The organism is Pseudomonas sp. QD4 (assembly GCF_049199125.1).
GTDB lineage: Bacteria > Pseudomonadota > Gammaproteobacteria > Pseudomonadales > Pseudomonadaceae > Aquipseudomonas.
On the sequence record NZ_JBLZOM010000001.1, the window covers coordinates 2,252,839 to 2,271,960 of the forward strand.

Consider the following 19,122-nt stretch of genomic DNA (forward strand, 5'->3'; position numbering starts at 1 on the left):
ATGGTCTTCGACAGCTTCGACATCAAATCCCTGATCCGCCCCGTCATCGACTTTCCGAAACCGGGCGTCATCTTTCGCGACATCACCCCTCTGTTCCAGTCGCCCAAGGCCCTGCGCCTGGTAGCCGACAGCTTTGCCCAGCGTTATGTCGAAGAAGACTTCAGCCACATTGGCGCCATGGATGCCCGTGGGTTTCTGATCGGCTCGATCATCGCCTACCAACTGAACAAACCGCTGATCCTGTTCCGCAAACAGGGCAAGCTGCCTGCTGATGTGCTGGCCGAGGGATATCAGACCGAGTACGGCGAGGCCTTCCTCGAAGTGCACGCCGACAGCCTGTGCGAAGGCGACTCGGTGCTGATGTTCGATGACCTGATCGCGACCGGCGGCACCCTGATCGCCGCGGCCAACCTGGTACGGCGCATGGGAGCGAAGATCTTCGAAGCCGCCGCCATCATCGACCTGCCGGAACTGGGTGGCTCGCAAAAACTGGAAGACATGGGCATCCCGACCTTTTGCCTGACCCGGTTTTCCCTGACTGAGCGCTGATTATCCTTCTCGCTGGCACGCCAGCCGCTACCGCCCCATGCAATGCGGCAGCGGCCTTGCCGGCAAATCGCGCTACAACCCCATCTGCTTGCTGATGATTTCGTTCATCACTTCCCGGGTGCCACCGCCGATGGAAAGGATGCGATTGTCGCGGTACAGCCGCTCCACCAGGCTTTCACGCATGTAGCCCAGCCCGCCGAGGATCTGCACCGCGTCATAAGTGATGCGGTCGGCGGTGTCGGTGGCCACATTCTTGGCCATGGAAATCTCCTTGATCACACTCTTGCCGGCGGCCATTTTCGCGGCCTGCCGATACGTGAACTCCCGTGAGACTTCCAGCGCCGTGGCCATCTCCGCCAGGCGATGCTTGAGCACCTGAAACTTGCCGATGGGTTTGCCGAACGCCTCTCGCTCACGCGCCCACTTCAGGCTCTCTTCCAGAGCCAGTTGCGCGGTCATGTTGGCCATCAGCGCCAAGGCGAGCCGCTCGCTCTGAAAGTTGCCCATGATGCAGGCAAACCCCATGTTTTCAGCGCCGATCAGATGCTCCACAGGCACCCGGCAATCATCGAAGAACAGCTCGGCGGTATCGGAGGCCCACCAGCCCATTTTCTTCAACTGACGGCCGACGCTGAAGCCCGGGGTACCCTTTTCGATCAATAGCAGGCTGATACCACCAAAGCCCGGCGCCCCGGTGCGCACCGCCACGGTGTAGAAGTCCGCGCGCACACCGCTGGTGATAAAGGTCTTGCTGCCGCTGACCCGGTAATAATCGCCCTCGCGCACGGCCCGCGTTTGCAGATTGGCCACATCCGAGCCACCGCCGGGCTCAGTCACCGCCAGGGCGCTGATTTTCTCCCCGGACAGTACCTGGGGCACCACCCGATCGCGAACCTCCGCCCGGGCCCATTTGACGATCGGCGGCAAGCCGATATCCAGTGATCCCAAGGCCGCCACCAGGCCGCCGGAGCCGCTGCGCATCAGCTCTTCGCTGGCGGCAATCTTGGCGAACACGTCACCTTCATGGCTGCCACCCAGTGCCTCCGGATAGCCGATGCCGAGGATCCCGGCAGCGCCGGCCTTGAGGTACAACTCGCGGGGGAAGGTCTCGGCCTCTTCCCACTGGTCGATATCGGGAAGGATCTCGCGCTCGACAAAACGTCGCACGCTATCGCGGATCAATTGGTGGCTGGGGTCGAAGTATTCCTGGCAGACAGACATCGGCAAGCTCCTCTGAAGGTCGGAGGAACTTACCAAGCGCTTGCTTGGTTTTCAAGGCGACGCCACGCTCGACGCACCACGAGTCCTTACAAGGCGATAGGTTTGCGCCCGGCGAACGAATGGGCCAGGGTCCCGCCGTCCACCAGCTCCAGCTCGCCACCCAGCGGCACGCCATGGGCAATACGCGAGGTCACCAGGCCCTTGTTGCTCAGCAGTTGAGCGATGTAGTGCGCCGTAGCCTCGCCCTCGACCGTAGGGTTGGTCGCCAGAATCACCTCGGTGAAACTGCCCTGCTCCTCGATGCGCGCCGCCAGTTGTGGAATACCGATGGCTTCAGGGCCAAGGCCGTCCAGCGGCGACAAATGCCCCTTGAGCACAAAATAGCGACCGCGATAACCGGTTTGCTCCACCGCGTACACATCCATCGGCCCCTCGACTACACACAGCAAGGTGTCGTCGCGGCGATTATCCGAGCATTGCGGGCACAGATCGTCTTCGGTGAGGGTCCGGCACAGCCGGCAATGACCCACGCCCTCCATGGCCTGGCTCAGGGCCAGGGCCAGCCGCGAGCCGCCGCTGCGGTCGCGTTCGAGCAATTGCAGGGCCATGCGCTGGGCGGTTTTCTGACCGACACCGGGCAAGGTGCGCAGGGCGTCGATCAGTTGGCGAATAAGGGGGCTGAAGCTCATGGGCAAAGGTCCGACAAAACAACGAGACGCGGTTTATACCCGCGCCTCCGATTAGCGTCAAATGCTCAAGGTTGCGCGACGCGCACCACCAGCTTGCCGAAGTTGCGCCCTTCGAGCAGGCCGATAAAGGCTTCAGGTGCCTGTTCCAGGCCATCGACCACGTCCTCCTTGAACTTGACCTTGCCTTCGCGCACCCAGGGCGCCATGGCGCTGACAAACTCCGGCTGGCGATCAGCGTAGTCATCAAACACGATAAAACCCTGGATGCGCACGCGTTTGGTCAGCAATGCACGTTGCAGCAGCGGCAGGCGATCCGGTCCGGGTGGCGCCTCCTGGGCGTTGTACTGGGCAATCAGCCCGCACAGGGGGATCCGTGCCTTCGGGTTGAGCAGCGGCAACACCGCATCGAACACCTTGCCGCCGACGTTCTCGAAATAGATGTCCACCCCCTTGAAGCAGGCCTGGGCCAGTTCGTCGGCAAAATCCGGGCTGTGGTGATCGATACAGGCATCAAACCCCAATTCCTCAACCACATACCGGCATTTCTCGGCACCGCCGGCCACCCCGACCACTCGCAGCCCCTTGAGCTTGGCTACCTGCCCTACCACCGAACCCACGGCGCCGGAGGCCGCAGCCACCACCAGGGTTTCCCCGGCCTTAGGCTGGCCGATGTCCATCAACCCCATGTAGGCGGTCATGCCCGGCATGCCCAGCACCCCCAAGGCCATGGACGGGCTGGGCAGCCCCACCGGCACCGGCACCAGATTGCGCCCGTCGGAAATGCTGTGGCTCTGCCAACCGGTGGCGCCCACCACCAGGTCACCTTCCTGGAATTTCGGGTTGCGCGAGCGCTCGACCTGGCTGACAGCGCCGCCGGTCATGACTTCATTGATCTCGACGGGCGCAGCATAGGACGGTGCATCGCTCATGCGTCCACGCATGTAGGGGTCCAGCGACAGGTACAAGGTCTTCAGCAGTACCTGGCCGTCCGCCAGGTCCGGCAACGCCACGCGCTCCAGGCGAAAGTTTTCCGGCACAGGCGCTCCGTTCGGCCGGGAAACCAGAACCACGCGCTGGTTGAGGGTCAATGCTTGCGACATCAGAGGCGCTCCTTATCAAGGATTGAATGGGTCATACAGGTTGCAGACCGCGACATGCCGGGGGCGTTCGAAGTTTCTACCTGTTCATGCCAGGCATCGCCGGCGCCGGGCAGGTGCGCTGAAGCAAAAAAAAGCCAGGCTCGAAGCCTGGCTTTTTTGTACTACATCCGATGCGCTCGCGCGAATCAGAACGGCAGCTTCATGCCTGGAGGCAATTGCATGCCTGCAGTCATGCCGGACATTTTGTCCTGGCTGTTGGCTTCGATCTTGCGCACAGCGTCGTTGACCGCCGCAGCGAACAGGTCTTCCAGTACTTCGCGGTCATCCTCGCTGACACCTTCAAGCAGGGTTGGGTCGATGCTGACACGCTTGACGTCGTGACGACCGGTCATGACCACGGTGACCATATCGCCACCCGCCTTGCCGGTGACTTCGGCGTTGGCCAGCTCTTCCTGCATCTTGGCCATTTTTTCCTGCATCTGCTGCGCCTGCTTCATCAGGCCGGCCATGCCACCTTTCATCATGGGAATCACCTCAAAGTACTTGGATAAACATCGCGCCCGGCCAACAGGACCCGGCGCCCTTCAGTTATTAGCCCTGAGTGACCAGGGCTTCGACAGGTTCAATAGTATCGTGCCGAACCACCGCGCCGAACTGTTGCACCATCTGCTGGATGAACGGATCGCCGTGGATCGACTCCTCGGCCTCGCGCTGGCGATTGACCCGCCGCCGCGATGCGGCCTGGGCCGGGGTTTCCTGCTCGGGCTTGATCAGCTCGATGCTGATACTCAAGGTGCGCTGGAAATGCTGATTCAGTGCATCGTTGAGCCGGCGTTGCTGGGTCGCGTTGAACAGCGCGCTGTGCGCCGGGTCCAGGTGCAGCAACCAGTTGTCGCCGTCCACCGCCATCAGGGTGCAGTTGGCGGCAATGCTGCCGGTCATGCCGGAAATCGGCAGTTTCGGGAACAGCTCCAGCCACTCCAATGCCAGGCCGGTGGCCGGCATCGCCGCAGGCTCCGGTTCCGGCTCGGGGGCCGGTTCAGCGGCGTGCTCACTGGCCAGTTCGTCCAGGTAGCTGTAGGCCGAATCCATGTCCGGCTCAATATAGTCCTCGTCCAACGGCGGCTCGTCGTCCAGGTCGATACCTGGTGTCGCGGCGTCCACCTCGGCCACCGTCGGCTCCGGCACCGGCGCGCTGACCCACTCCGGCGCGTCCGGCACCACGCTGTCAGGCGTGGGGGTCGGCATCGGCGTCAGCTCTGGCTGCTCGGCGGCGGTTTCCAGCACCGGTTCGACAGCGGGCTGTTGCTCGATGCTCGGTTCAACCGGGTCATTCCACGGCAAGTCGACCACCGCTTCGGCAACCGGCGGTTCGGGCGTCGGCTCGGGGACGACTTCAAGCGCTGGGGCCACAACGGCCGCCACTACCGGCTCAGGCACGGCTGGTGGGGCAGCCTGTGGGACAACGGGGGCGACAGGCTCGACAGCAGCGACCGGCGCCACCACTGCCGCTACGGGTGCAGCAGGTACGGTGCGCGCCACGGATTGAGCGGAATCAACTGTGGCTTGGCTGATCCCCACTGGCTTTAGCGCCTGCCTCGGCGCGTCCGCAGTGTCTGCCGGACGGAAGGCCAGCATCCGCAGCAGCACCATCTCGAAGCCGCCTCGCGGGTCCGGAGCCAGCGGCAGGTCGCGCCGGCCGATCAGACCCATCTGGTAATAGAACTGCACATCCTCGGCCGGCAGGGCCTGGGCCAGGGCCAGCACCCGGTCGCGGTCGCCATGGCCGTTGTCGACACCCTCGGGCAATGCCTGGGCAATGGCGACGCGGTGCAGCACGTTGAGAATTTCCGAGAGCACGCCATTCCAGTCCGGGCCTTGCTCGGCCAGGTGGCGCACCGCCTCAAGCAATGCCTTGGCATCGCCTTCGATCAGTGAATGCAGGACATCGAATACCTGACCGTGGTCCAGGGTACCGAGCATCGCCCGCACGTCGGCAGCCATGACCTTGCCTTCACCAAAGGCGATGGCCTGGTCGGTCAGGCTCATGGCATCGCGCATCGAGCCATCGGCGGCACGCCCCAGCAGCCACAGGGCGTCGTCTTCGAACGGCACGTTCTCGACGCCCAGCACGTGGGTCAAATGCTCGACCACACGCTCCGGCGTCATGTTCTTCAGGGAGAACTGCAGGCAGCGCGACAGAATGGTTGCAGGAAGTTTCTGCGGATCGGTGGTGGCCAGGATGAATTTGACGTAGGGCGGCGGCTCTTCCAGGGTTTTCAACAGGGCGTTGAACGAGTGACTGGAAAGCATGTGCACTTCGTCGATCAGGTAGACCTTGAAGCGCCCGCGGCTCGGCGCGTACTGCACGTTATCCAGCAGTTCGCGGGTATCTTCGACCTTGGTCCGGCTCGCGGCGTCGATCTCGATCAGGTCGACGAAGCGCCCTTCGTCGATCTCGCGGCAGACCGAGCAGGTGCCACAGGGCGTGGAAGTGATACCTGTTTCACAGTTCAGGCATTTGGCAATGATCCGCGCGATGGTGGTCTTGCCCACCCCGCGGGTGCCGGTAAACAGATAGGCGTGGTGCAGCCGCTGGCTGTCCAAGGCATTGATCAGAGCCTTGAGCACATGGGTCTGGCCGACCATTTCGCGGAACGAGCGCGGACGCCATTTACGTGCAAGAACCTGATAACTCATCGAAAACCGTCGCAACTGGGAAGCGGAAGCCGGTAATGCTAGCGGAGCAAGGGCGAAATTGCATCCGGTGTGCTCGTCTAATCTGGCTAAGCTGCATTTTGCGGGGCTGCAAGCGGCCTAATCACGGACGGAGATCGTATGCGCTTAACCTGGGGCGCCCTGCTACTGATCAGTGCCAGTACCTCGGCCAGCGAGCCGGCGCTGCGTTTTGCGATCGCCGATAGCTGGGCCATGCCCCTGGTGCAGATTGAGGCGGGCAAACCGACCCAGGGCATCCTCCACGACATGATGGCCAGCCTCGCCACCCAGGTCGGTCGCCCCGCCGAATTTCATGTCCTGGCGCGGGCGCGGGTACAGGCCGCCATGGAACGCGGTGAAATCGACGTGCGCTGCTATGTCGCGCAGTCCTGGCTGCCCAATCAGTCGGGCGACTACATCTGGAGCATTCCGCTGTTCGTGCAGCGCGACCTGCTGGTCAGTACCGGGCAAGACCCACAGGCGATCACGGCCGCGAACCTGCCGCCACAAAACATCGGCACGGTGCTTAGCTACACCTACCCGTCCCTGCAGCCGCTGTTCGAACGCGGCCAACTGGTACGCGACGATGCGCGCAACCAGGAACAGGTGCTGGAGAAACTCGGCGCCGGCCGCTACCACTATGCGGTCAGCAATCAATGGACCCTGAACTGGTTCAACCAGCGGCTGATGCCCGACAAACAATTGCACAGCGTGGCGGTCCTGCAGGAACAGGCCATCGGCTGCTACGTGCGCAATGACCCGCAGGTGCCGGTGCAAACCATATTGCGCACCCTGCTGCGGATGAAAATGTCCGGCGAAATCGACGACATCATCCAGCTCTACACCGGCATCCGCGAGTCAGCGGAGGCCGTGCCGGTCGCCGATCAGCCCTGAGCCTCACAACGCGACTTCCCGGGCCTGCCATTCCAGAGGGGCGCTGAAACTCGCCACCCAACGCAGAATCTCCTGCGCCGGCATCGGCTGGGCAATGAAGTAGCCCTGGGCCACGTCACAGCCCAGGGCCATCAACACTTCCCCGTGCTCGCGGGTTTCCAGGCCCTCGGCCACCACCTTGCGCCCGAACGCACGGGCCAGGCCGATCAGCGCCTGGGCCAGGGCCAGATCGTTCTGGTCTTGCAGGATATCGGCGACAAATACCCGGTCGATCTTGATGGTCTGGGTGCACAGGCGCTTGAGGTAACTCAGGGAGGCATGACCGGTGCCGAAATCCCCCAGGGAAAACTGCACGCCCAGGGCCTGACAGGCCTGCAGGCAATCGCTGACGTGCTCGATATTCTCGATCGCCACCGATTCGACAATTTCCAGGTCCAGAAACTGCGGCGCCACCTGCGGATAACGCGCCAGCATCGCTTTGAGGCGCTCGACGAAATCAGCGCGCTGGAAGTGCCGCGCGGCAATATTGACGCTGATCGGCCAACCCTGACCGCTCACTTGCCATTGCTGCAACTGGGTCATGACCTGATTCATGACCCACTCGCCGATATCCACGATCAGGTCGGTTTCTTCCACCAGCGGCAGAAACTCATTGGGACCCACCAGCCCGCGTTGCGGGTGCTGCCAGCGCAGCAAGGCTTCAAAACCGACCACCGAGCCGGTGCGCATATTCACCTTGGGCTGGAAATACAGGCACAACTCCCCGGCGTTCAGGGCATGGCGCACCAGCTCGACCGTCTGGTGCGTAGCCTTGACCTCGCGGTCGCGGGACACATCGAACAGATGGAAGCGATTGCGCCCGCCCTGCTTGGCCACATACATCGCCTGGTCGGCATGGCGCAGCAAGGTATCGGCGTCGTCGTTGTCCGCCGGAAACAGGGTCACACCAATACTGGCGAAGACATTGATTTCCTTGCCCTGAATCGAATAGGGCGTGGAAATCGCACTCAACACCCGATGCAGGGCCGCCCGCAACTCCTGAACGTCGCGCACATAGCGCAGAATCAGCACGAACTCGTCACCGGCCAGCCGTGCCACCACATCCTCGCCACGCACAATGCTGCGCAAGCGGCTGGCCACTTCGACCAGCAGCAGGTCACCGCAGGCATGCCCATAACCATCATTGACCGCCTTGAAGCCGTCGAGATCGAGCATGCACACCGCCAGGGGGATGTCTTCCTGGCGGGAAAACGCCAGTGCCTGGTTCAACAGATCGGAAAGAAACGCCCGATTGGGCAAGCCCGTGAGCACGTCATGCCCCACCCGCCATTGCAATGAATGCAAGAGTTGGCGGTTTTCGCTGACATCGAAGCGGATCGACACATAGCGCATCACGCGCCCGGTAGAATCGTCGAGCAGCGGCACCATGGTGCTGTCGACCCAGTACAGAGTGCCGTCTTTGGCCCGGTTGCAGATTTCACCCTTCCATACCTGGCCCAGGGCAATGGTGCGCCACAGAGAGGTGAAGAATTCGGGCGGGTGCAGGCCGGAGCTGAGGATCTTGTGATCGGCGCCCACCAACTCTTCGCGGCTGTAACCCGAGACTTTACAGAACAGGTCGTTGACGTAAGTGATACGCCCGTCCAGATCGGTCTCGGAAAAAATGGCGGCTGCGTCTACGGCCCTGCGGTATTTCTCATCCATGAGTCAGGCTCACTGTCGCTAGCGGTTGAACCGCTCGACCAGGGCCTGGGGCCCGGAAGAGATTCGTTTTGGATCCGGACCACCGGGGCACCGGACATCGAGCCGCTGCTGCCCCGGAAAGATCCGTTCAACACAGGTAACCGGCAATTTGAGACGCACGTTAGAACTCCATGGAGAGCATTCCAAACCCATGCCGGGGTGGCCGGCTGCGGGCTGTTCGCAATGTACTTAGGGGCGGCAAGGCTCCACCGACACTGATGCCGGGGTTGCAGCCGTACAGCGGTTTGCGCGACGGTCGAGCTTCGGGTCGACGAAGATCAACTAGGATCAAACAGGGCACCGGGCACGGTGGCGAAGGAGTGTTGGCGCAGGTTAACGAGACGTCCAGCGCGCGCCATATCCTCGGGTCCGGGCGGACAGGGCAAATGCAATGAGTTCCTGTTTCGCAAACTCCGCCTTCTGAAACCAGATCACCAAATACCTGTCCGAAGCGTCGATTCTACGAAATACATCACATTTTGCAAAGCAAGGTGATGAATCATGGTGTTGTCTAATGCGAAGATTTATCGTTAAGTTCTTGATTCTAAATGGGAATTGAGCGATGCAAATTTCAAGTTTGGGTCCAGCCATAAGACGTTATCGCAAGGTAGCGGGGCTTACTCAGGCTGAACTAGGTGAAAAAACCGGTTTTGACCCTAAAACCATCAGCCGCTTCGAAACCGGCACCTACACCCCCAGCGTTGAAGCTCTGTTTCTGTTTGCCGATGTTCTGGGAGTGAAGCTGAAAGCCTTTTTTGCCGATATGGGCGAGGAAGACGAACAGCGAGCTTATTTGTTCGGTGTCATTCACAACGCCCCCCCGAAGGATCTGGGAAAGCTGATAGCAGCGGTTGACCAGGCCTTGTCCAAGCCTTAGAGCCCAGTCATGCACGAACAAGGCAGGCTATCGCCCGCGATAATCTGCCTGGTTTTTTTAACCACGACTCCTGACAGGAACTGACAGCTGCGCCACTTAAGCTGGTGGCCTCTGTTCAGCCACCCAGCACGGAAATCGGAGTCGCATGATGACCCACACCTACCTTCTGCTTTACGTCGACAGCCCGGCCACCAGCGCCCACTTCTACAGCCGCCTGCTGGACAAGCCGCCCGTGGAGCTGTCGCCGACCTTCGCCCTGTTCATCCTGGATTCGGGTCTCAAGCTCGGGCTGTGGTCCAGGCACACCGTAGAGCCTTCGCCCCAGGCACTCCCGGGGGCGGCCGAATTGGGCCTTGCGGTGGACAGCCTGGCCGAGGTCGACCGCCTGCATCAGCGCTGGAGCGAACTGGGCCAGCCCATCCTCCTCGCCCCCATCGCCCTGGATTTTGGCTACACCTTTGTCGCCGTCGATCCGGACGGGCACCGGCTCAGGGTCTTTGCGCTGACCCTCGACTGATCTGCCCCGCTGCTGGCGCGCCCCTGCCCTTGCGCCAACGCCCCTCCAACTGCATCGCCAGTACACTGCCCAACACTACGCAGGCCCCCAGCAGCACTTCGGGTCGCAACGGTTCGTGCAACACCAGCGACGCCAGCAGCATCGCCAGCGGTGGAATCAGGTACATCGCAATCGCCGCCCGACTGACTTCGGTGCGCGCCAGCACATAGGCCCACGCCAGGTAAGCCAATGCACTGGGAAACAGCCCCAGCACCAGTACCGCGAGGTTCACCCGCCAGGTTGCCTGCACCACGGCCTGGGCCAGGCCCGGTGCATACACAGTCAGCAACAGAGTGCCGGACCAGACCATGTAGCACACCGTGGTCAGCACCCCGTAATGCCCCGAGTAACGACGCTGCAAAACGAAATACACCCCCCAGGAAAACGCCGCCAGCAAAATCAGCAGTCCCCTGGGCTCAATCCCGGCCAACCCACGATCGGCGCCCATCACCAGCAGCGCCCCGAACAGCCCGAGCCCCACGCAAAACCAGCGCCAGCCGCTGACTGGCTCCTTCAACCAGAAAAACGCGATCAGCGTGCTGAAGATCGGCGCCGACTGCGCCAACACACTCGCCACACCGGCACTGACCCCTTGCTGGCCGTAATTGAGGCTGACGTGATGCAAGGCAATCGCGAAGAATCCCAACACCAGCAGCCACGGCAGATCGCGCCAGCGTGGCAGGGAGATCTTCATCACCAGGGCCACCCCGGCCATGAACACCGACGCGATGACAAAGCGCAGCAGCGCCAGGTGCCCCGGCCCATAGCCCTCGAGCCCGATGTGGATACCCACCGGGGAATAGGCCCAGCACAGAATGACGAAGGCGCCGGCCAGGACCGTTTTCAATATGGGGGAAATGTTCAAGGGATGAAGTCCGGGTAGCCGAGGAAAGAACCTCAGTCTCGCGCCCTGCACACCTCACCACAATTGATGGATACTGAGCCCAGACCTCACTGGAAGTGAACGATGGAACTGGCCCAACTAAACATGGTAAGAGCGGTAGCGCGCACCGGCAGCATCGCCCGTGCCGCCCTGCAATTGCATTGCGTGCCCTCCAACATCACCACCCGGATCAAGCAGCTGGAGAGCGAACTGGGCACCGCACTGTTCATCCGTGCCGGCCGCGGCTTGAAAATCAGCCCGGCCGGGGAAATATTCCTCGGCTACAGCGAACGCATCCTGGCGCTGGTGGACGAAGCCAAGCGCGCCGTCGACCACAACGCCAGCCCCCGTGGCAGCCTGCGCATCGGCGCAATCGAATCCTGCGCCGGAGGCCGCCTGCCGCCGCTGCTCGCCGAATACCATCGCCGTTATCCCCACGTCACTCTGGAGCTGGTGACCGGCACCTGGTCCCAGCTGTTTGACGAGCTGCAGCACCATCGGCTCGATGGCGCCCTGGTCGCCACCGACGCACTGCCCGCCAAATTGCAGCGCACCACGCTCTACAGCGAGCCATTGGTGCTGATCACCCATGCCTGCGCCGCACCGATCCTCAGTGCCCGCGATCTGCACGGCCAGACCCTGTTCATGTGGCCCAGCGGCTGCCCCTATCGCCGCGCCCTGGAAGACTGGCTGGGCGCCAACGGGGTCCAGGCGTCGATCACCGGCTACGCCAGCTGGGGCACCATCATCGGCTGCGTCAGTGCGGGTGCAGGCATGGCCCTGGTGCCCGAGGGCGTACTGGAGCGATACGCCCAGTCCGCAAGCTTGCAGATCTATCGCTTTGCCGAATTGCAGCCGGTGGAGAATCGCTTTGTCTGGCACCAGGAAGTCCAGCGCCACACGGCACGTGACGCCTTTGCGCACCTGCTGCAGGAGCAGCTTCAAGGCTGATTCAAAACCGCCGCAACGCCCTGCCGTACTGGCGCAAAACGGAAAAATCCGATTGAGCTGCCCCCAACGCTGCCGGTATCCTGCGCGTCTTTTTGTCACAAGATGTAAGGGAATACGATGAAATACCTGCGCCTCCTCCTGGCCGCACTGACCCTCTATGCCGTGCCATTCAGCGCCAACGCCGCCGCCCCTGCCGACAGCAGCGACGCCGACCAGGTGACCCCGGAGCAATTCCTGGCATCACTCTCGCCGCAGCACGGCAGCATCAAACTGCCTGGTGACATTGCCCGCCTCGACCTGAGTAAAGAGTTCTACTACCTCAACCCCACCGACACCGAAAAGCTCCTCACCGAAGGCTGGGGCAACCCGCCCGGCTTCAGCAACCTGGGCATGATCGTCCCGAGCAACGTCAGCCCCCTGGCAGCCGAAGGCTGGGGCGTGATCATCAGCTACAACGACGACGGGCATATCTCCGACGAAGACGCGGCAAAAATCGACTACAACGACCTGCTCAAGCAAATGCAGGCCGAAGACGAAGAAGACAACAAACAACGCAAGGAACAGGGCTACGGCGCTCTCTACCTGCTGGGTTGGGCCGAACAGCCGCGCTATGACGCGCAATCGCACAAGATGTACTGGGCCCGCGAACTCAAGGCCGAAGAAGCCAAGGACAGCACCCTGAACTACAGCATCCGCGTGCTGGGCCGCGAGGGCGTGCTGGAGCTCAACGCGGTGGCGGCCATGGCCGACTTGCCGACCATCAAGCGCGAGATGCCGAAGGTGCTGGCCTCCACCAACTTCACTGAAGGCAACCGCTACGCCGACTACAACCCGGGCACCGACAAACTGGCCTCCTACGGCCTGGCAGCCCTGGTCGCCGGCGGTATCGCGAGCAAGGCCGGGCTGTTCGCCAAACTCGGCGTACTGCTCCTGGCGGGCAAGAAATTCATTGTGCTTGGTCTGGTCGGCCTTGGCGTGCTGATCCGCAAACTGTTCAAGAAGAAATCCTGAGCCAAAAATCGCCCCCGTACTGCGGGGGCGATGCCTGCCCAATCCCTAGGCCCTAGCGGATAAACGCCTTACTGCTTCGGCGTCAACTTCGCGTATTGGTCCTGGCTGATCCAGCCGCTGAACGATCGGTCCTGATCGTTGATGAACTCAACCTGCGCCCACCCCTTGTTGAAGCCCAACACCCCGACCACATCGTCCTTGACGAGATAGGCGCGATGCCCGGCCTTGGCGTCAGGGGCCTTTTGCAGGTACGCCTTGTCGGCGGTCACGGTGACCAGGCCGACCCACTGCTTGCTGGCGGTCTGGGTCAACTCCAGGCCGGTGGCGATCTCCGGCGTCATCACACTGATGCAACCCGGGTGCTGCTGGCCTTTGCCGATGGTCAGGCTCACGCCCGTGGCGGTGGCTTCAAGGCTGCCGGGGTAGCTGACATCAAGCCAGGTGACCAGCGCTGCCTTGCGCCCCGCCTCAACCTTACCTTGCAGGTAAAAGGTGCAACTGCGGCTCACGCCCTCCCCCATCTGTTCGGAGTAGTAACCCTCGACCTGATGTTCCGGGGTTACCGCCAGCATCAAGGCTTCGTATTTGCCCGATTGCAGGGTTGATGTCGCCGCCAGCGCAGCATCCCCCAGGTACAGGTTGAAGACCGAAGCGGTCAGGACCAGCCAGGTAGAACGTCGAATCGCCACGTTATTTTTTCCCTTTGAGTGCCGTGTCGGCATTTTCAATGCGCCTGCTATAAGCCATGGCGACAACGTCCTTGTACTTCATGCCCGTCATCAGCACCGCATTGCGAATGCAGATTCCCCTGCGCCCAAGGCAGGCGAAATTAAACCGCAAGCACGATAAGCCTGAAGCATGGTATTCAAAAAAGGGGGAGTGATTCGAGAAAAGACTCGTTGAAGAACATCAACGAGTAAGCGTTATGGAGGCAACCCCACCAGCCACACCCCGGCACACAATGTTCCCGCTGTGGCTGCTGCCTTCCGGCTCTGACCAGGTTCACGGGTAATCGTTGCGGGGGGACCGATGGGGTCACCATAACGACGCTCACCTGACGGCGAGCCGCGCCATTGTACCTATCTGAGTCGAAGTTACAACCGCTGCATGCAGATTAAAAAATATGATGGGCTTCAAGTACTTGTCGCAGGAGCAGGCACGCTGCGGGCGGGCGTTGTGGCAAGGTGTTGCGCCGAATCCCGGGGACGGGTTGCTGATACGGCATGGGGCTGGTCGGGGAGCCTGGAAGGCTGGGCCGCCCCACCCGGTCTTCAGCAGCGGTGTTAGTCCAGGGCCAGGACGTCGTCGGCCTTGCCGCCTTCCTGCTGGATGACCAGGTGAATGAAGTGCAGCTTGGCAATCACCGCCGGCGGCAGGACGAAGGGGTAGAAGTCCGGCTGGCCCATGCTGCGCGACAACTCATTGAGCATGCCGGCCAACTCGATCCAGGCGTTGACGAACGAGAGGAAGGCCGGCCCGCCCGGGTGTTCGGGGTCATACAAGGTGCTCAAGGGAAACGGCTGGTAATCGAAATCCATCTCCCGCGCACTCATGCCAAAACCGAGGGCGGTGTCGACCGCGTCCATCATGTGCAGGTAATGGGCCCAGGTTTCCGCCCAATCCTCCCAAGGGTGCATGGTGGCGTAGGCACTGACGCAGTTCTGCTGCCAGTCCAGCGGCGCACCTTGTTGATAGTGACGCTCCAGCGCCTCGGCATAACTGGCCCGCTCGTCGCCAAACAGGCCGCGAAACGGCTCCAGCCAATGGCTGTTGGCGATCAGGCGGTCCCAGTAGTAATGCCCCACCTCGTGGCGAAAATGCCCGAGCAAGGTCCGGTACGGCTCGCGCATCTGCACCCGAACCTTCTCCCGGTGCGCATCGTCGGCCTCTTTGATGTCCAGGGTGATCAGGCCGTTGGCATGGCCGGTGGTGGGGGCCTTGCCTTCAAGGTCGACACCGACGAAATCGAACGCCAGGCCGCAGTCCTCATCCTGGGTTTTCGGGATGACCTGCAGACCCAGGCTGACCAACTGCGCGACCAGACGCCGCTTGGCGATCTCCACCTTGCGCCACCGCTCGGGGTTCTCGGCTACCGACAGGTCAGGAATGGTCCGATTGAGGCTGCAGGCAATGCACAGGGTGCCCGCGCCATAGGCCGGCAGCAGCCAGTTGCAGGCCGCCGGGGTATCAAGGTTGGCGCAACGACGAAACAACCCCGCCGGCGGGTCGGCATCGAGCGTCCAGGTATCGACCTCAAAACCTGGCTGCAAGGACGTCAGGCGGCTCTGCTCCGGCTGGTAACCCAGGGCGGCGGAACAGGCCAGGCACTGGCTGTTGCGAAAGAACAGCGATTGCCCGCAGCGGCACTGCCAGACTTTGCTGTTGCGACTCTGCCCGGCCATGAATGGCGCGGCGATGCGAGAACTGAGCTGCTCGAAAAAACGGTACATGACGATCCCTCCCTGAGGCTTGCCAAGACTAGATCATGGGCAAGCTTCAGGGGTTCCAAGATTCGTTCGATTAATCGGCAGGTGGTCGCGATTGCCCGCCGCCGATCAGACCGTGATGCCGTGCCCGGAAAGAAAGCTGACGAACGCTTCTTCGTCCAACACTTTCAGCCCCAGTTCATTGGCCTTGGCCAGTTTCGAACCGGCGCCGGGGCCCGCCACCACACAGTAGGTTTTCGCCGACACGGATCCGGCCACCTTGGCGCCCAGGCTTTCCAGCTTGTCCTTGGCCACGTCGCGGCTCATCAACTCCAGGGAGCCGGTGAGCACCCAGGTCTGGCCCGCCAGCGGCAAGCCTTCGACGACCCTTTTCTCGCTCTGCCAATGCATGCCGAACGCCTTTAACTGCGCCTCGATGGCCAGTGCCCGCTGAGCGTTGCTCTCGATATCGAAGAAGTCGCGCACCGCTTTGGCCTGCTTCTCCGGCAGGGCCTGGCGCATATCGAGCCAGTCAGCCGCCACCACCGCCTGCAAGGTGCCGAACTTGTCGGCCAGTTTCTGCGCCGCGCCCGGCCCCACCGAAGGGATATGCAGCTTGTCGAGCATGCCTTCCAGGGTGGTGCTGGCGGCAAAGTCGGCGCCCAGCTCGCCCTGATCCTGCAGCACCAGCCCGCACTGTTGCGGGTCCAGCAAGGCGCCGATCACCTCCTGGTTGTGACTGTCTTCAAAGAAGCTGTGAATCTCGTGAGCCACTTCCAGGCCAACGTCCGGCAGGTAGGTCAAGACTTCGGGCAAGGCCTGCTGGACCCGCTCCAAAGACGCCAGGGACCGCGCCAGGACCTTGGCCGTCTCCTCGCCCACGTCCGGGATCCCCAAGGCATAGATAAAACGCGCCAGGGTTGGGGTCTTGCTGTCTTCGATGGCCTTGAGCAGCTTGTTGCTGGACACCTCGGCAAAGCCTTCAAGGTCGATGATCTGGTCGTACTTGAGCTTGTACAGGTCAGCCGGCGAGCCAATGAGCTTCTCGTCCACCAGTTGCTCGATGGTCTTGTCCCCCAGGCCCTCGATGTCCATGGCCCGTCGCGAAACAAAGTGAATGATCGCCTGCTTCAACTGGGCACCACAGGCCAGGCGCCCGACACAGCGATACACCGCGCCTTCGCTGACGGTCTCGCGCCCCTTGCTGCGCTTGACCAACTGGGTGCGCTCGACATGGGAGCCGCACACCGGACAGTTCTCGGGAATCTGCACCGGCCGGGCGTTTTCCGGCCGACGCTCGGTGACCACTTGCACCACCTGCGGGATCACATCGCCTGCCCGACGAATGATCACGGTATCGCCGATCATCAGCCCCAGGCGTGCCACTTCGTCCATGTTGTGCAAGGTGGCGTTGGACACGGTGACTCCGGCGACCTTGACCGGCTTCAAACGCGCCACCGGCGTGACTGCCCCGGTACGGCCGACCTGGAATTCCACGTCGAGCAGTTCAGTGAGCTCTTCCATGGCCGGGAATTTATGGGCAATCGCCCAGCGCGGCTCGCGGGCTCGGAAACCCAACTCGCGCTGCGCGGCAATGCTGTTGACCTTGAACACCACGCCATCGATCTCATAGGGCAACGCGTTGCGGCGCTCACCGATATCGCGGTAGTAGTCCAGGCACTCGTCGATGCCCTTGGCCAGTTTCAGCTCGCGGCTGATCGGCATGCCCCACTGCTTCAGTTGCTGCAGGTTGCCGATATGGCTGTCGGCAATGTCGGCCGTGACCTGGCCGATACCGTAGCAGCAGAACTCCAGCGGGCGGCTGGCGGTGATTTTCGAGTCCAGCTGACGCAAGCTGCCTGCCGCCGCGTTACGCGGGTTGGCGAAGGTCTTGCCGCCGATTTCCAACTGCGTGGCATTCAGGCGCTCGAAGCCGGCCTTGGACATAAAGACCTCACCGCGCACCTCCAGGGTCGGCGGCCAGCCACTGCCCTGCAACTTGAGCGGGATATTGCGCACCGTACGCACATTGACGCTGATATCTTCGCCGGTGGTGCCATCGCCGCGTGTCGCGCCGCGCACCAGCACGCCATCCTGATACAGCAGGCTGACCGCCAGGCCATCGAGTTTGGGCTCACAGCTGTACTCAACCGCCGCCCCGGCGCCGAACAGATCGCCTACCGGCAGATCCAGGCCTTCGGTGACCCGACGATCGAACTCGCGCATGTCGACTTCTTCGAAGGCGTTGCCGAGGCTGAGCATGGGGATTTCATGGCGCACCTGGGTGAACGCCGAGAGCGCCGCGCTGCCGACACGCTGGGTCGGCGAATCGCTGGTCACCAGTTCAGGATGCTCGGCTTCCAGGGCCTTGAGCTCGTGGAACAACCGATCGTACTCGGCGTCCGGGATGCTCGGCTCGTCGAGTACGTGGTAGCGATAATTGTGCTGATCCAGCTCAGCGCGCAGCTCAAGAATGCGGGTTTCGGCGGCGGTCATGATGTTCTCTCACAAAGCAAAAGAGCAGCCTAGGCTGCTCGATCTGAAGATGGTTCCAGAAGCATCGCCGGGCAACCGGTGCCTGCGCGATCCTGATCGATCGGCGGCAACCGGCAGGCCGGCGAGCAAGCGCTTAGCGCTTTTGAGTCAGGGCGCGACGTTCGAATTCGACGATGCGTTGACGGTAGTGTTCGATCGTCTGGGCGGTCAGCACGCTGCGCTGGTCGTCCTTGAGTTCGCCATTGAGTTCCTGGGACAGCTTGCGCGCCGCCGCCACCATCACGTCGAAGGCTTGCTTCGGGTGACGCGGGCCTGGCAAACCGAGGAAGAAACTCACGGCCGGCGTACTGAAGTGGTCGATATCGTCGAGATCGAATACACCCGGCTTGACCGCGTTGGCCATGGAGAACAGTACTTCGCCGTTACCGGCCATGCTTTCGTGGCGGTGGAAAATATCCATCTCGCCAAAGCGCAGGCCACTTTCCAGAATGTTCTGCAACAGGGCCGGCCCCTTGAAGCCCACGGAGTCGCGGCAGATCACGCTGATCACCAGTACTTCTTCGGCCTGCGGCTGGTCCTTGTCGACGTGGCTGGAAACTTTGTTTTCGTCCGGGAAATCATCGTCACGGCTGCTGAAGCTCGGACCGCTGTCCAGGTCCAGGTTGAGGTCACCCTGATGGGGCTCGTTGCCACGCTTGCCGCGCTTGGAACCCGACTCGCGGGGCTCACGGGCAGGCATGCTCACCGACGGCAAGTCATGCTCGTCGAGTTGCGGTTCCTTATGGGTATCCAGCACCCGTGGCGGGCCCAACAGTTCGGCACTGGTGTCCTCGTCCGGCAGGTTGGACAGGCTTCGATCCAGACGGAACTTCAACTTTCCCTTGCCGCCGCGCATACGGCGCCAGCCATCGAAAAGAATACCGGCAATGACAATAATGCCGATGACGATCAGCCACTCGCGCAGACCGATTTCCATGTAATCCCGTGCCTCTATAAAAAATGCTGAAA

The 19,122-nt window shown here is 62.0% G+C and carries 17 protein-coding genes and 1 other RNA gene; 6 read left to right on the forward strand and 12 right to left on the reverse strand.

Annotation, left to right across the window (positions count from 1 at the left end; genetic code table 11):
• The gene (locus ACOZJV_RS10205; RefSeq protein WP_078471179.1) at positions 1–549 is read left to right on the forward strand and encodes an adenine phosphoribosyltransferase; all 549 of its coding nucleotides are present in this window, start codon (positions 1–3) and stop codon (positions 547–549) included.
• 72 nt (positions 550–621) lie between these two features.
• On the opposite strand, the gene ACOZJV_RS10210 is transcribed toward ACOZJV_RS10205, so the two are convergent.
• The 5 genes from ACOZJV_RS10210 to dnaX form a co-directional block, all read right to left on the reverse strand.
• A complete protein-coding gene (locus ACOZJV_RS10210; RefSeq protein ID WP_421547524.1) occupies positions 622–1,770 on the reverse strand; it encodes an acyl-CoA dehydrogenase family protein in 1,149 nt (382 codons plus the stop codon).
• Positions 1,771–1,856: 86 nt separating this feature from the next.
• Entirely contained in the window at positions 1,857–2,459 is a 603-nt protein-coding gene (gene recR / locus ACOZJV_RS10215; protein ID WP_421547525.1) for a recombination mediator RecR, read from the reverse strand.
• Between the two features lie 65 nt (positions 2,460–2,524).
• Complete coding sequence (locus ACOZJV_RS10220) at positions 2,525–3,559, reverse strand: NADP-dependent oxidoreductase (RefSeq protein WP_078471176.1); 1,035 nt, start codon at positions 3,557–3,559, stop codon at positions 2,525–2,527.
• Positions 3,560–3,744: 185 nt separating this feature from the next.
• Positions 3,745–4,083 carry a YbaB/EbfC family nucleoid-associated protein gene (locus ACOZJV_RS10225; RefSeq protein WP_020300389.1) on the reverse strand — a complete coding sequence of 113 codons (339 nt, stop codon included), beginning with the start codon at positions 4,081–4,083 and terminating at the stop codon, positions 3,745–3,747.
• A gap of 67 nt (positions 4,084–4,150) precedes the next feature.
• Positions 4,151–6,259, reverse strand: a complete 2,109-nt coding sequence (gene dnaX / locus ACOZJV_RS10230; RefSeq protein ID WP_421547526.1) for a DNA polymerase III subunit gamma/tau — start codon at positions 6,257–6,259, stop codon at positions 4,151–4,153.
• A gap of 138 nt (positions 6,260–6,397) precedes the next feature.
• On the opposite strand from dnaX, the gene ACOZJV_RS10235 reads away from it, so the two are divergent.
• Positions 6,398–7,171, forward strand: coding sequence for a substrate-binding periplasmic protein (locus tag ACOZJV_RS10235; RefSeq protein WP_078471173.1), 774 nt, complete (start codon positions 6,398–6,400; stop codon positions 7,169–7,171).
• 3 nt (positions 7,172–7,174) lie between these two features.
• Here ACOZJV_RS10235 and ACOZJV_RS10240 read toward each other — a convergent pair whose 3' ends face one another.
• Positions 7,175–8,875: a putative bifunctional diguanylate cyclase/phosphodiesterase gene (locus ACOZJV_RS10240; protein WP_421547527.1), complete on the reverse strand. Its 1,701-nt coding sequence runs from the start codon at positions 8,873–8,875 to the stop codon at positions 7,175–7,177.
• A gap of 601 nt (positions 8,876–9,476) precedes the next feature.
• On the opposite strand from ACOZJV_RS10240, the gene ACOZJV_RS10245 reads away from it, so the two are divergent.
• Both ACOZJV_RS10245 and ACOZJV_RS10250 read left to right on the forward strand, forming a co-directional pair.
• Positions 9,477–9,791, forward strand: a complete 315-nt coding sequence (locus ACOZJV_RS10245) for a helix-turn-helix domain-containing protein (RefSeq protein ID WP_020300385.1) — start codon at positions 9,477–9,479, stop codon at positions 9,789–9,791.
• 145 nt (positions 9,792–9,936) lie between these two features.
• On the forward strand, positions 9,937–10,308 hold the full coding sequence (locus ACOZJV_RS10250; RefSeq protein ID WP_078471171.1) for a VOC family protein: 372 nt from the start codon (positions 9,937–9,939) through the stop codon (positions 10,306–10,308).
• On the opposite strand, the gene ACOZJV_RS10255 is transcribed toward ACOZJV_RS10250, so the two are convergent.
• Positions 10,280–11,212 carry a DMT family transporter gene (locus tag ACOZJV_RS10255; protein ID WP_421547528.1) on the reverse strand — a complete coding sequence of 311 codons (933 nt, stop codon included), beginning with the start codon at positions 11,210–11,212 and terminating at the stop codon, positions 10,280–10,282. The genes ACOZJV_RS10250 and ACOZJV_RS10255 overlap by 29 nt on opposite strands.
• Before the next feature lie 102 nt (positions 11,213–11,314).
• On the opposite strand from ACOZJV_RS10255, the gene ACOZJV_RS10260 reads away from it, so the two are divergent.
• Positions 11,315–12,181, forward strand: a complete 867-nt coding sequence (locus ACOZJV_RS10260) for a LysR family transcriptional regulator (protein WP_078471170.1) — start codon at positions 11,315–11,317, stop codon at positions 12,179–12,181.
• Positions 12,182–12,298: 117 nt separating this feature from the next.
• Positions 12,299–13,192, forward strand: coding sequence for a DUF2167 domain-containing protein (locus ACOZJV_RS10265; protein ID WP_421547529.1), 894 nt, complete (start codon positions 12,299–12,301; stop codon positions 13,190–13,192).
• A gap of 68 nt (positions 13,193–13,260) precedes the next feature.
• Here the strand turns inward: ACOZJV_RS10265 and ACOZJV_RS10270 are convergent, their stop codons facing one another.
• The 5 genes from ACOZJV_RS10270 to zipA form a co-directional block, all read right to left on the reverse strand.
• Positions 13,261–13,851 (reverse strand): hypothetical protein, encoded by a 591-nt coding sequence (locus tag ACOZJV_RS10270; protein ID WP_421547606.1) that lies wholly within the window; start codon positions 13,849–13,851, stop codon positions 13,261–13,263.
• Positions 13,852–14,127: 276 nt separating this feature from the next.
• Positions 14,128–14,224, reverse strand: an RNA gene (gene ffs / locus ACOZJV_RS10275) — signal recognition particle sRNA small type.
• 251 nt (positions 14,225–14,475) lie between these two features.
• Positions 14,476–15,642, reverse strand: a complete 1,167-nt coding sequence (locus tag ACOZJV_RS10280) for a zinc-binding metallopeptidase family protein (protein WP_078471168.1) — start codon at positions 15,640–15,642, stop codon at positions 14,476–14,478.
• Between the two features lie 105 nt (positions 15,643–15,747).
• Positions 15,748–18,114, reverse strand: coding sequence for an NAD-dependent DNA ligase LigA (gene ligA / locus ACOZJV_RS10285; protein ID WP_421547530.1), 2,367 nt, complete (start codon positions 18,112–18,114; stop codon positions 15,748–15,750).
• A gap of 133 nt (positions 18,115–18,247) precedes the next feature.
• Positions 18,248–19,090, reverse strand: coding sequence for a cell division protein ZipA (gene zipA / locus ACOZJV_RS10290; protein WP_020300378.1), 843 nt, complete (start codon positions 19,088–19,090; stop codon positions 18,248–18,250).
• Positions 19,091–19,122 lie beyond the last annotated feature (32 nt).

What these genes read in the sequence shown, in the direction of transcription:
- ACOZJV_RS10265 (WP_421547529.1), top strand. Translation starts at nt 12,299, where the DNA reads ATGAAATACCTGCGCCTCCTCCTGGCCGCACTGACCCTCTATGCCGTG.
- ACOZJV_RS10205 (WP_078471179.1), top strand. Translation starts at nt 1, where the DNA reads ATGGTCTTCGACAGCTTCGACATCAAATCCCTGATCCGCCCCGTCATC.
- recR (WP_421547525.1), bottom strand. Translation starts at nt 2,459, where the DNA reads ATGAGCTTCAGCCCCCTTATTCGCCAACTGATCGACGCCCTGCGCACC.
- ACOZJV_RS10245 (WP_020300385.1), top strand. Translation starts at nt 9,477, where the DNA reads ATGCAAATTTCAAGTTTGGGTCCAGCCATAAGACGTTATCGCAAGGTA.
- ACOZJV_RS10260 (WP_078471170.1), top strand. Translation starts at nt 11,315, where the DNA reads ATGGAACTGGCCCAACTAAACATGGTAAGAGCGGTAGCGCGCACCGGC.
- ligA (WP_421547530.1), bottom strand. Translation starts at nt 18,114, where the DNA reads ATGACCGCCGCCGAAACCCGCATTCTTGAGCTGCGCGCTGAGCTGGAT.
- ACOZJV_RS10235 (WP_078471173.1), top strand. Translation starts at nt 6,398, where the DNA reads ATGCGCTTAACCTGGGGCGCCCTGCTACTGATCAGTGCCAGTACCTCG.
- zipA (WP_020300378.1), bottom strand. Translation starts at nt 19,090, where the DNA reads ATGGAAATCGGTCTGCGCGAGTGGCTGATCGTCATCGGCATTATTGTC.
- dnaX (WP_421547526.1), bottom strand. Translation starts at nt 6,259, where the DNA reads ATGAGTTATCAGGTTCTTGCACGTAAATGGCGTCCGCGCTCGTTCCGC.
- ACOZJV_RS10240 (WP_421547527.1), bottom strand. Translation starts at nt 8,875, where the DNA reads ATGGATGAGAAATACCGCAGGGCCGTAGACGCAGCCGCCATTTTTTCC.
- ACOZJV_RS10250 (WP_078471171.1), top strand. Translation starts at nt 9,937, where the DNA reads ATGATGACCCACACCTACCTTCTGCTTTACGTCGACAGCCCGGCCACC.
- ACOZJV_RS10280 (WP_078471168.1), bottom strand. Translation starts at nt 15,642, where the DNA reads ATGTACCGTTTTTTCGAGCAGCTCAGTTCTCGCATCGCCGCGCCATTC.
- ACOZJV_RS10225 (WP_020300389.1), bottom strand. Translation starts at nt 4,083, where the DNA reads ATGATGAAAGGTGGCATGGCCGGCCTGATGAAGCAGGCGCAGCAGATG.
- ACOZJV_RS10220 (WP_078471176.1), bottom strand. Translation starts at nt 3,559, where the DNA reads ATGTCGCAAGCATTGACCCTCAACCAGCGCGTGGTTCTGGTTTCCCGG.
- ACOZJV_RS10210 (WP_421547524.1), bottom strand. Translation starts at nt 1,770, where the DNA reads ATGTCTGTCTGCCAGGAATACTTCGACCCCAGCCACCAATTGATCCGC.